10 protein-coding genes and 1 tRNA gene are annotated in these 12,160 nt (G+C 50.8%); 10 read left to right on the top strand and 1 reads right to left on the bottom strand.

Annotated features, from left to right (window positions below; genetic code table 11):
• Positions 1–3: 3 nt before the first annotated feature.
• From ACQGQ5_RS14370 to ACQGQ5_RS14360, 3 genes are all read left to right on the top strand, one after another.
• Positions 4–90, top strand: a tRNA-Leu gene (locus ACQGQ5_RS14370).
• Positions 91–205: 115 nt separating this feature from the next.
• Positions 206–598 (top strand): TIGR04076 family protein, encoded by a 393-nt coding sequence (locus ACQGQ5_RS14365; protein WP_455737177.1) that lies wholly within the window; start codon positions 206–208, stop codon positions 596–598.
• 303 nt (positions 599–901) lie between these two features.
• Positions 902–2,035 carry a GGDEF domain-containing protein gene (locus tag ACQGQ5_RS14360; protein WP_455737176.1) on the top strand — a complete coding sequence of 378 codons (1,134 nt, stop codon included), beginning with the start codon at positions 902–904 and terminating at the stop codon, positions 2,033–2,035.
• A gap of 92 nt (positions 2,036–2,127) precedes the next feature.
• Here ACQGQ5_RS14360 and ACQGQ5_RS14355 read toward each other — a convergent pair whose 3' ends face one another.
• Positions 2,128–4,218 (bottom strand): sodium-translocating pyrophosphatase, encoded by a 2,091-nt coding sequence (locus ACQGQ5_RS14355; protein ID WP_455737175.1) that lies wholly within the window; start codon positions 4,216–4,218, stop codon positions 2,128–2,130.
• A 279-nt stretch (positions 4,219–4,497) separates the two neighbouring features.
• Between ACQGQ5_RS14355 and ACQGQ5_RS14350 the strand changes: the two genes are divergently transcribed.
• The 7 genes from ACQGQ5_RS14350 to ACQGQ5_RS14320 all read left to right on the top strand — a co-directional run bounded on the left by ACQGQ5_RS14350 (position 4,498) and on the right by ACQGQ5_RS14320 (position 12,149).
• Positions 4,498–5,376 (top strand): DMT family transporter, encoded by an 879-nt coding sequence (locus ACQGQ5_RS14350; RefSeq protein WP_455737174.1) that lies wholly within the window; start codon positions 4,498–4,500, stop codon positions 5,374–5,376.
• A 155-nt stretch (positions 5,377–5,531) separates the two neighbouring features.
• Positions 5,532–6,692: an alanyl-tRNA editing protein gene (locus ACQGQ5_RS14345; protein ID WP_455737173.1), complete on the top strand. Its 1,161-nt coding sequence runs from the start codon at positions 5,532–5,534 to the stop codon at positions 6,690–6,692.
• Positions 6,693–6,708: 16 nt separating this feature from the next.
• A complete protein-coding gene (locus tag ACQGQ5_RS14340; protein ID WP_455737172.1) occupies positions 6,709–7,737 on the top strand; it encodes a threonine aldolase family protein in 1,029 nt (342 codons plus the stop codon).
• A 353-nt stretch (positions 7,738–8,090) separates the two neighbouring features.
• Complete coding sequence (locus tag ACQGQ5_RS14335; protein ID WP_455737171.1) at positions 8,091–9,281, top strand: acetyl-CoA C-acetyltransferase; 1,191 nt, start codon at positions 8,091–8,093, stop codon at positions 9,279–9,281.
• 32 nt (positions 9,282–9,313) lie between these two features.
• Complete coding sequence (locus tag ACQGQ5_RS14330; RefSeq protein WP_455737170.1) at positions 9,314–10,090, top strand: enoyl-CoA hydratase-related protein; 777 nt, start codon at positions 9,314–9,316, stop codon at positions 10,088–10,090.
• Between the two features lie 36 nt (positions 10,091–10,126).
• Entirely contained in the window at positions 10,127–10,966 is an 840-nt protein-coding gene (locus tag ACQGQ5_RS14325; protein ID WP_275715706.1) for a 3-hydroxyacyl-CoA dehydrogenase NAD-binding domain-containing protein, read from the top strand.
• Positions 10,967–11,009: 43 nt separating this feature from the next.
• The gene (locus ACQGQ5_RS14320) at positions 11,010–12,149 is read left to right on the top strand and encodes an acyl-CoA dehydrogenase (protein WP_275715708.1); all 1,140 of its coding nucleotides are present in this window, start codon (positions 11,010–11,012) and stop codon (positions 12,147–12,149) included.
• Positions 12,150–12,160 lie beyond the last annotated feature (11 nt).

The following is a 12,160-nucleotide window of genomic DNA, read 5'->3' as shown; positions in this document are numbered from 1 at the left end:
CACGCGAGAGTGGCGGAATTGGCAGACGCGCATGGTTCAGGTCCATGTGAAAGCAATTTCATGGGGGTTCAAGTCCCCCCCCTCGCACCAAAAAGACATAGCTTTCCGTCAGGGAAAGTTATGTCTTTTTTATGTAATAAAGTATGGTATGATATATTTAAGGTCCATTCAATCAAATAGATCAATTGGAATTGGGAGGCGGATTATGAAGCATAAAGTAAAAGTAACTGTGATAGACAAAAAACTGTATCCGGAATTTCAGCGGCAATATTGCGCTGACCCAAATTCAGGAGCTTGTCCCTGTTACAATGTTGGAGATGAATTTGTTTTTGAGCGTGATGACGACCGAGATGATTTCTGGCATATGGGGCTAAATACCCTGATCAAAACAAATGCTGATCCCAATGCAGTTGCCGGAGGGCCTAAAATGCCGCACTGCTCAGAAGCATGGGATGCAATTTCCCGATATATTTATACCGGTTTGCAAGGCGGTTCGATTATGAAAAATTGGATGAAAGAAGAAAACACGATGATCGCCTGCTGCTCTGATGGTACAAGACCGGTGATTTTTAAAATCGAGAGAATTGATTACGAATAACCTGTCTGCAAATTCAATTTATCGGTAGCTATGAACAATACTCTGGCATAGTGAAAATCCTTTTCCCGCTGTTACCACAAAAAGACGTATCTTCCGCTAAGGGGAAGATATGTCTTTTTTTATGCAAAACAATATGATATGATAGATGAAACGGTACCTGATCTTGCCGATAAATTGGAATTTGTCAGGCAGCTCCGGCTCAAAGATGATTTATTTAATGACGTTTTGCGTGATGAGAATTTGGTTGAAAAGGGTCATTGCGCAGCGGTATATCGCAAGCAATATACTTAAGAAGGTGCTTTGATGTACTCTGATAAAAGCCCCGCAGCAATCCCGGACAAAGCGGATGGGAACAGCGGATACTGGTGCCGTCTGCTGGTTTCCGCATGCTATATAACCATTTTTATAAACCTGCTGGTGCTGATTGCAGTCTGGTATTTTTTCGCATTCGGTAAAACGGGGCATGACCCGGTCGGATACTGGATGCGTTATATCCTGCTGCCGTCTTCCATTATGCTGATCGAAAATTTAGCCGCGGACATGCTTGTGCGTTCGGAGAGGGTTTCATTGGCCGCAAAAGAATATATTTCGGTTTTTCTCATGCTGGCTTTCTGTACGCTGCTTTGTATACAGCACAAGATCGTCGCTGTTTTGCTGACCTCTTTTATTCTGCCGATTATGCTCTCTGCTCTATACGCAAATATAAAGATGACGAGACGCACCTATTTTGGAGCGCAGGTTCTTCTCGTCCTAAGCAGCTTGTGGATGCATACTGCGTCCGAGCGCGACTTTGGTTTTTGGATTTGGGTAGAAATGCTCACCGCCTCCGGGCTGTTATTGGCATCCTATTTTCTGGCTAAGGTTCTCATTATCTACGGCAAAAACAGTATCTCCAATCTGAACAATATGCGGGAGGAAAAGATGGACTTGGAAGAAGAACTCAGGCTGGATCCCCTCACCAGCCTGTACAATCGCAAAGCCTACGAGGAATCTCTTTCAAGATTCATGAAAGAATGCCGTCTGGCCAATACGGATCTGTCCATGGCGGTATTGGATATCGACGATTTCAAACAGGTCAATGACCTCTATGGCCATGCGGCCGGCGACAAGGTGCTTCTCCGGTTTGCGGCTGTATTAAGAAAGGTTGTACATAAAGGGATCTACGCGTTCCGGGTGGGCGGAGATGAATTTGTTCTTTTATTCCCGGGCTTCTCTGTCCATGAGGCGGTCAAGGTGTGCGGGGGGATCCTGACCACCATGAAGGAAACAACGCTGCCTGAATTGAATGGCAGAACCATCACCTTAAGCTGCGGCGTCGCGGATATGCACGATGGCGCAGACCCTGCGGAATTGTTTAAGGCCGCCGACGCGGCCCTTTATTCAGCAAAGCAAAGTGGCAAAAACAAGATAGCGCTGCGAAATGGTTCTGCGATATAGGCGGTTCAACCGGTGCCATCCTTTTCAACAAATTGAGGCTCCCGGCTGGTTTCAGCCGGGAGCCTCTTTATAGGAATGAGGTCAATCGTTGATTAATGGAAGATGGACAAAGTCAGGAACAGAGTGGACATCAGGGAAGCAACGAGAGAAACCACGGTAATCTGTGTGTTGATCGAGGGACCCGCGGTGTCCTTGAAAGGATCGCCGACCGTATCGCCGACGACCGCCGCTTTATGCGCGTCGGAACCCTTGCCGCCGTTGTTGCCGGACTCTATGAATTTTTTGGAATTATCCCAAAGTCCGCCGGCGTTGCTCATGAACAGCGCCAGAAGCAGGCCGCTGATAATATTGCCGCCGAGGTATCCGCCGATGGCCTGGACGCCGCCGATAAATCCGACCAGCACGGTGATGATGATCGTGACAAGTCCGGCCGGAATCAATTCCTTCAAAGCGCCGAAGGTGGCAATCTCAATACATTTGTCGTATTCGGGAACAACGCCCTCTTTGCCTTCCTTCAGGCCGAGGATTTCCCGGAACTGACGATGGATTTCAGAAACCATTCTCTGGGCGTTCCGGTCCACGCCGAGCATCAGCATTGCGGAGAATACCGCAGGCACGGCGGCGCCGATGAGCAGCCCGAAGAAAACGATGGGGTTCATGATGTCGAAGCCGGTTATTCCCTCTAATCCAAGTACCGCCGCAGCGTCATTTACCTGGCTGATAAATGCGCCGAGCAGGGCAATAACGGTTAAGCCTGCGGCGCCGATTGCAAATCCCTTTGTAACCGCTTTAACGGTATTTCCCGCGCTGTCAAGCGAATCCGTAATTTCCAGGACTTCGTCGCCCAGGTTGCCCATTTCCGCAAGTCCGCGCGCGTTATCCACAATGGGCCCGTAAGCGTCGTTGGAGATAATCATGCCGACGATGGAGAGCATGCCGACCGCCGCCATCGATATGCCGTACATGGCATATCCGGGGCCGATCGGGTCACAGAGCTTATAAGCCGCCAGAGCGGAAATCGCAATGCCGATCATGGCGGGCAGAGTGCTGAGGAATCCGTAAGAAATACCGGACAGGATGGTAAACGCCGGGCCGGTCTCGGATGCTTTGGCCACATTATGTACAGGCTTTTTCGTGTCGTCTGTAAAATAATCGCTTGCGATCCCGATGACGACGCCGACCAGAAGGCCGACTATGCTCGCGCCCCAAATGCGCCATTGGAAGTGGAATGCCCAGGTGGCGAGCGCCGTCAAAACACCAAACAGTGCCGTCGTCACATAGGTGCTGCTGTTCAGCGCCTTTGTCGGGTTGCCGTGTTTGCCCATTCTGGCGGTCGCAACGCCGATGATCGACGCCAGCAGACCGAGGGCCGCGTAACAGAACACCGTGCTTGTGTTGACGGTCCCGCCTGCTGCTTTGTCCAGAGAGGCCGCAATGACAAGCGCGGCCGCCATGGAAGCGACGTTGGAATCAAACAGGTCGGCGCCCATACCGGCGACGTCGCCCACATTGTCGCCTACGTTGTCCGCGATGACCGCGGGGTTTCTGGGGTCGTCTTCCGGAATGCCGAGCTCAACCTTGCCGACCAGGTCGGCGCTGATATCGGCTGTTTTTGTGAAAATACCGCCTCCGGCTTTTGCAAACAGAGCAAGGGAGCTTGCGCCGAAGCTGAAGCCAAGCAGGGCGGTCGTATTGTTTGTAATCAGCATCACCAGCGTGACGCCGAGCAGGGTGCCGCCCACGACGGCCATGCCCATGACGGCGCCCCCGCGGAATCCTGACATGAAGGACGGCTTAATGCCGTTTTGCGCCGCTTCCGCTGTTTTCACATTTGCAATCGTGGCGATTCTGATGCCGATGACACCTGCGATTGCGGAAAAAACAGTGCCGCACAGATACGCCAGAGCCATTACCAGGTTGTCAAGAGGATTCCCTTTCCAAATCGGCGCCGGCAGAAATATAAGGATAAGGATTGCCGCAATACCGGCGAATTTCGCAAGAGCCGTATACTCTTTGGTTAGAAATGTATTTGCTCCGTTTCTAATCAAGGTGCCGACTTCCGCAATACGTTTGTTGGAAGACGGGCGTTTCTTGACCCATTGATACAGCCAGCCTGCGAAGAGAAAAGAGAGAGCTGAGATCACGATGGAAATCAACAGGAAAAATGTGACGGTGAATTGCATGGTACCAACTCCTTGTTAATAAAATGTTCATTTATTTTGCATTATATCACGATGAACCCTGTAAATACAGATTAAAATAGACGTTTTTTTCATCTTAATATTGTGCATTTTGATATTTTTCAAGATAAATCCTTTTAAAGTGACAAATTAGATGCCGTGATTTTTGTCATTTTTTATTGCAATTTTATTGCAATTCAAGTATTATATTGAGGTGTGAAAGGCGCGGGGCTTGCCCGACGCGCTGAATGAGCAAATTCAGATATTAAGAGGATATGTAGAATGGCTTCATCTTCTTCCCAAAGGCGTTCCGTCGGGCTCATGGCCGTCTGTGCCAGCCTGTGGAGCATTGCCGGCATTTTCATCAAGCTGGTTCCGTGGAACGCAATGGTGATCGCGGGATTTCGCAGCCTGATCGCGGCAGCTGTGGTATTGATCTTTATGCGTATGACCGGGCGCCGGGTTAAGCTGAATTTGTCCTCCTTTCAGAGCGGCGTCTGTATTGCGGCAACATTTTTTGCCTTTGTTTCCGCCAATAAAATGACCACGGCCGCCAACGCCATCGTGCTGCAGTTTACCTCGCCCGTCTTCATTTTGATTATTTCCGCGCTGGTTTTCCATCAGCATTTCCACAGGGCGGATCTGATTGCCGTGGTGGTGACGCTGTTTGGAATTTCTCTGTTTTTCTTTGATAAGCTTGGCGCGGGTAAGCTGATTGGCAATTGCGTTGCGATCCTCGCCGGACTGTTTATGGCGGGAATGTATGTGATTACCGGGCGTACGGATGATGACTCGCGTATGAGCGGGATCCTTTTCGGCCATCTGCTTACCGCGGTGATCGGCGTTCCGATGATTTTTGTCTTTCCGACTCCCGTCTCTTCGACTGCGGTCATCAGTATTCTGGCATTGGGCGTCGTACAGCTTGGCATCCCTTATATCCTGTACGGGCTTGCGGTGAAGAACTGTCCGCCGCTCGCGTGTTCGCTGGTCGGCGCGATCGAACCGCTGCTGAATCCCCTTTGGGTCTTTCTTTTTAACGGAGAGCAGCCCGGAAAATTCGCCCTTCTGGGCGGATGTATTGTGATTGCCGCCGTAACCGGATGGTGTGTCTGGAGAGACCGTTTTGTTTCCGTCAATTCTCAGAATTCTCTGAACGATTAGGATTTGTTTCGAACTTTGAAATTCATTTTGTCAGGGCCTCAGCATAAGCTGTTGGCCCTTTTTCGATTCTGTGCTATAATAGCCGCAAAGAGTTGGGACAGCGCCGGAGCGGCGGGGATGATAACTGTGAAGTTTTTAGGAAAGCTGGAAATGGAATGAATCAGGGAACGGAAAAATTATATTATAAAAATACGTATTTCAGAACCTTCCGTGCAAAGGTTCTCCGCTGTGAAGAGCGGGGAGAGCATTACGGTGTTGTGCTGGACAGAACGCTGTTTTATCCGGAGGGCGGGGGGCAGCCCGCGGATATCGGGGTGCTGAACACGGTCAATGTCCTGGATGTGCATGAGAAGGACGGCTGGATCGTCCATACGACGGACAGGCCGCTTCCCGTTGGCTCTGCGGTAACAGGCGGGATCAACTGGCCGCACCGGTTTACGCTGATGCAGCAGCATTCGGGGGAACATATCGTTTCGGGGATTGTAAACCGCCTTTTCGGTCTCGACAACGTCGGTTTTCATATGGGAGCCAGAGCAGTCACCGTCGATTTTAACGGAGAGCTCAGCCAGGAGGATCTTTCGCTGACTGAAGCCCTGGCGAACGAAGCGATTTACCGGAATGTTTCCATTGAAACATCTTATCCCGACGCGCGGGCGCTTTCGGCGCTTTCCTACCGGAGCAAGAAAGAGCTGACCGGGGAAGTGCGCATCGTTACAATCCCCGGGTACGACGTCTGCGCCTGCTGCGGCACGCATGTTGCAAAAACCGGGGAGATCGGGATCATTAAGCTGGTATCCTCCCAGCGTTATAAAGGCGGCACGCGCGTCGGCCTTTTATGCGGGAAAAAAGCGGCGGAGGATTACAATGAAAAAACAGACAGCGTCGGCGCCGTTTCGGTGCTTCTGTCTGCGAAGCCGGATAAAATAAAAGAAGCGGTGGAGCATCTGCTGGAAGAAACCAACGCTTTGAAGCAGCAGCTGACTTCCCTTAAAAATCAGATTTTTGCTTCCAAATGCGACCAGGTGCCGGAAGGGGCGGAAAATATCTGTTTGTTTGAACCGGATCTGGCACCGGCGGATCTCCGTACCTTTTGCCTGCTGCTGTGCGATCGCTGTTCGGGCGTCGCCGCCGTCCTTTCGGGGGATGACGCTGCCGGATACCAGTACGCACTGGGCAGCGAAAAGGAAGATGTCCGTGCGTTTGGAAAGGAACTGAATCAGGCTTTCAACGGAAGGGGCGGGGGCTCCAAAGAGCTTGTGCAGGGCACCGTTCGGGGATTACGGCAGGAAATCAAATGTTTTATAGAAAATCATTGATGGCGGAGGAGTAGAAATGTACAGTTTTCAGAATGATTATAGTGAAGGGGCCCACCCGAGGATTTTGGAGGCGCTCACAAAAGCCAGCCGGGAGCAGAACGCCGTGTACGGAAATGACTGCCACAGCCTGCACGCGGCGGACCTGATCCGGCAGCGCATTGGACGCGGCGATGTTGCGGTGCATTTTCTGGAAGGCGGGACCCAGACGAATCTGACGGCGATTTCCGCGTTTCTGCGTCCTTATCAGGCCGTCGTGGCCGCCGAAACAGGGCATATCAACGTGCATGAAACCGGGGCCATAGAGGCTACGGGACATAAAGTATTGACGGTACATACGGAGGATGGAACGCTGACGCCCGAAATGGTTCGGAAGGTACTGGACGGACATACGGATGAGCATATGGTCCGCCCGAAGCTGGTCTATGTATCCGACTCAACCGAGATCGGAACGATCTACACCAAGGCTTCCCTTTCCGCGTTAAGCGAATTCTGCAGGGCCAACCGGCTTTATTTGTATCTGGACGGAGCAAGGCTGGCCTCGGCGCTTACCTGCGGCGAAAATGACCTGACCCTGCGGGATCTGGCCGATCTTACGGACGCGTTTTATATCGGGGGGACCAAAAACGGCGTTTTACTGGGAGAAGCGCTTGTGATCTGCAATCCGGAGCTGAAAGAAGATTTCCGCTATCTGCAGAAGCAGAGGGGAGCCATTGCCGCCAAAGGGATGGTCCTGGGCGTCCAGTTTGAAGAACTGTTCCGGGATAATTTATATTTCGATCTGGCAAAGCACGCAAACGAAATGGCGGTCTTCCTTCGGGAAGGGATTGCCCGAGCGGGATTTCCATTTTTGTCTCCGTCTCCGACCAATCAGATTTTTCCGATTCTTCCGGATTCTTTGATCGAAAAGCTCAGGGAAAAGTACGGCTTTGAATTTTGGGCAAAGATCGATGCATCCGTTTCAGCGATTCGTCTGGTTACTTCCTGGGCTACGCCAAAGTCGGAAGTGGAGGCTTTTACGAAGGATTTTCTTGGTTTTGCTCGGTGAATCAAAGCTTTTTTATGCTGATAAGGAGCAAAGATTGGATGTGGATTTTTGTAAATATGCAGCGATCTTGACATCATCCTTCATAATTTTAAAAGAATTCCGGCTCACAGAGCCGGTTTTTTTTGCTTTCTTATAGAATTTTACTGGTTTTTTACATGCGCCGCTTTTATTTATGTGACAATTTTTGATAATTTTGTAACACTTTTTGAGATATTCATTTGAATTGTATTGCAAAGCGAAGGATATTGTGATATATTTAACACATACCCGCGTTCAGTAAAATATTGCAAATTGAAGAACATGATGCTTCGCAATTGGACGAATTGCAAAAACATGAATGGAGGAAAATTTTTATGTCAAGAAAAGTTGTTTTAGCCGGCGCGTGCCGTACGGCCATCGGCAAGATGGGCGGCGCACTTTCCAACGTCCCGACCCCAACCCTCGGTACCATCGTCATTAAGGAAGCTTTGAAGCGTGCAAACGTAGCACCGGAGCAGGTTGACGAAGTCATTATGGGCTGTGTGTATCAGGCCGGTCTTGGCCAGAACGTCGCCCGTCAGTCCGCTGTTTACGCAGGCATTCCGGTAACCGTTCCGGCGTTCACCCTCAACAATCTCTGTGGTTCCGCTCTGAAAACCGTCAACGTTGCGGCAGCGCTGATTGAATCCGGCGAAGCCGACATCATCGTAGCCGGCGGTATGGAAAGCATGTCCGGCGCTCCGTATCTTCTGAAGAACGCCCGTTTCGGCTATCGTATGAACAACGGCGAGCTGCTCGATTCCATGATCCACGACGGCCTGGAAGATACCTTCAACCATTACCACATGGGCATCACTGCTGAAAACGTTGCGGAGCAGTACGGAATTACCCGTGAAATGCAGGACGAATTTTCCGCGTTCAGCCAGCAGAAGTGCGAAAAGGCACAGGCGGAAGGCAAATTTGACGAAGAAATCGTTCCCGTTCCGGTCAAAGTAAAAAAAGAAACCGTCCTGTTTGCAAAGGACGAAGGCCCCCGCGCAGGCGTTACAGCGGAAGGTATTTCCAAGCTGAAGCCGGCATTTAAGAAGGACGGCACCGTTACCGCCGCGAACGCTTCCGGCATCAACGACGGCGCTGCCGCTATCGTTCTGATGAGCGAAGAAAAAGCAAAAGAACTCGGCGTAAAACCGATGGCAACCTGGATTGCCGGTGCTTCCGCCGGTGTGGATCCTTCCGTCATGGGCCTCGGCCCGATCTACAGCACCCGCAAGGTCATGGAGAAGACGGGCATGACAGTGGACGATATGGACCTGATTGAAGCAAACGAAGCTTTTGCCGCCCAGACTCTTGCCGTTGCGCACGATCTGAAATTCGACCAGTCCAAGGTCAACGTAAACGGCGGCGCGATCGCGCTGGGCCACCCTGTCGGATGTTCCGGATGCAGAATCCTTGTTACCCTTCTGTATGAAATGCAGCGCAGGAAATCCAAGTACGGCCTTGCCACACTCTGCGTAGGCGGCGGCATGGGCGTTTCCACAATCGTAAAAATGGGCGATGACGAATAATTGATAAACTGCAGAAAGAAGGTTATTGAATTATGAGTTACGTAAAATACGAGCAAAAGGATTTTGTCGGGATTATTACCATTGACCGTGAAAAGGCGCTGAATGCCCTGAACAGCGAAGTCCTGACCGACCTTGAGGCTGTGCTGGACAGTGTTTCCATCGATACTGCCAGATGCCTGATCATTACCGGCGCCGGACAGAAGTCCTTTGTCGCCGGGGCGGATATCGCCGAGATGAGCAGCAAAACACGGGCGGAGGGGGAGGCCTTCAGCGCAAAGGGCAACGCCGTTTTCAGAAAAATTGAAACCTTCCCGATCCCGGTGATCGCCGCGGTAAACGGATTTGCTCTTGGCGGCGGCTGCGAGCTTTCTTTAAGCTGCGACATCCGCATCGCCGCTGAAAACGCGGTGTTTGCACAGCCCGAGGCGGGCCTCGGCATTACCGCCGGATTTGGCGGAACCCAGAGGCTTGCCCGTACCATCGGCATCGGCAAAGCCAAGGAAATGCTCTACACCTGCGGTAAGGTCAAGGCGGAGGAAGCGCTGAGGCTGGGCCTAGTCAACGCGGTTTATCCGGCGGATCAGCTGATGGGGGAAGCTCTGAAGCTGGCCGGCAGGATCGCGGGCAACGCTCCGATCGCCGTCCGTGCCACCAAAAAAGCGGTCAATGAGGGCATCCAGGTCGACATCGATTCCGGAATTGCCATTGAGGCCGCTCAGTTCGGCACCTGCTTTGAAACGAAAGATCAGAAAAACGCCATGACGGCTTTCTGCGAGAAGCGTAAACCGGATCCGTTTGTAAATCAATAATTTTTCATAAATTATATTGAATCAGGAGGAATTAAAATGAAAGTTGGTATTATTGGCGCGGGCACCATGGGTTCCGGAATTGCTCAGGCGTTTGCTCAGACCGACGGATATACGGTTAAGCTTTGCGATATTAACGAAGAGTTTGCCGCCGGCGGAAAAAAGAAAATCGCCAAAGGCTTTGAGAAGCTTGTTGCCAAAGGAAAGATGGATCAGGCAAAAGCGGACGAAGTCCTCGCAAAAATCACAACCGGGACAAGAGAGATTGTCGCCGACTGTGATTTGGTTGTTGAAGCCGCGCTTGAAAGAATGGATCTGAAGAAGGAACTGTTCAAGGCGCTGCAGGGCATCTGCAAGCCCGATGCGATTTTTGCCACCAATACGTCTTCTCTCTCCATTACCGAAATTTCCAACGGGCTCGACAGAGCGGTCGTGGGCATGCATTTCTTCAATCCCGCTCCGGTTATGAAGCTGGTCGAAGTGATCGCCGGCATCACGACTCCGGACGAGACGGTCGAAAAAATCAAGGCTATCTCCGTTGAAATCGGTAAAACTCCTGTACAGGTCAAGGAAGCTGCCGGTTTCGTTGTCAACAGAATCCTTGTTCCTATGATCAATGAAGCGGTTGGAATCTATGCTGACGGCACCGCTTCCGCTGAAGATATCGATACGGCAATGAAGCTGGGCGCCAATCATCCGATGGGCCCCCTGGCTTTGGGCGATCTGATCGGTCTGGATGTCGTTCTTGCTGTTATGGAAGTGCTTCAGTCCGAAACGGGCGACAGCAAATACCGTCCTCACCCCTTACTCAGAAAAATGGTCCGCGGCGGATTGCTGGGCAGAAAAACCGGTAAGGGTTTTTACGATTATACAAAATAAAGATTGCTGATTGCTGCAAATTATAGATTTTGGAGGAACGAGTATGGATTTCGTACTTAGCAAGGAGCATGAGATGCTCCGTACGCTGTACAAAGAATTTGCTGAAAATGAAATAAAGCCTCTTGCCCAGGAACTGGATGAAGAAGAGCGCTTTCCTGTAGAAACAGTAGAAAAACTGCACAAATATGGTTTTTTGGGAATTCCCTTCCCGAAGGAATACGGCGGCCAGGGCTGCGATACGCTTGCTTATATCATGTTCGTTGAAGAGATTGCGAAGGTTTGCGGCACGACCAGCGTGGTTGTGTCCGGACATACTTCCCTGGGCGCTTCCCCGATTTTAAAATTCGGTACTCCCGAGCAGATTGAAAAGTATTTTGTTCCGCTCGCAAAGGGTGACAAATTAGGCGCTTTCGCTCTGACAGAGCCGAACGCGGGTACTGATGCATCCATGCAACAGACGAAAGCTGTCCTGGAGGGTGACCACTATGTGCTGAACGGCAGCAAAATCTTTATCACAAATGCCGGATATGCCGATACTTATATCATCATTGCCATGACCGATAAGAGCAAGGGAACAAAGGGCATCTCCGCGTTCATCGTTGAGAAGGATTTCCCGGGCTTCAGCGTAGGCAAGAAGGAAAAGAAAATGGGTATCCGCGGTTCTTCTACCTGTGAGCTCATTTTTGAAAACTGCATTGTTCCGAAGGAAAACCTGCTCGGTAAAGAGGGCAAGGGCTTTGGAATCGCTATGAACACACTCGACGGCGGCCGTATCGGCATCGCTGCCCAAGCTCTGGGTCTTGCGGAAGGCGCTTATGAGGAAACCGTCAAGTATGTAAAGGAAAGAAAGCAGTTCGGCAAACCGATTGCAAAATTCCAGAACACACAGTTCCAGATCGCGGATATGGCAACAAAGATCAAAGCGGCCCAGTTGCTTGTTTATCGCGCCGCTATGGCAAAGGATACCCAGAAGGTTTATTCAGAAGAAGCTGCAATGGCAAAGCTGTTTGCGGCTGAAGTTGCAATGGAAGTTACCACAAAAGCAGTTCAGCTTCATGGCGGTTATGGTTACACGAGAGAATATCCAGTTGAGCGCATGATGCGTGATGCCAAAATCACCGAGATTTACGAAGGTACCAGCGAAGTTCAGCGCATGGTTATTTCCTCGAACGAACTTAAATAACGATAAAAGCC

This window comes from Caproiciproducens sp. (assembly GCF_053840905.1).
Note: the sequence above shows the minus strand (reverse complement) of the source record. Positions and strands in the feature narration are given on the sequence as shown.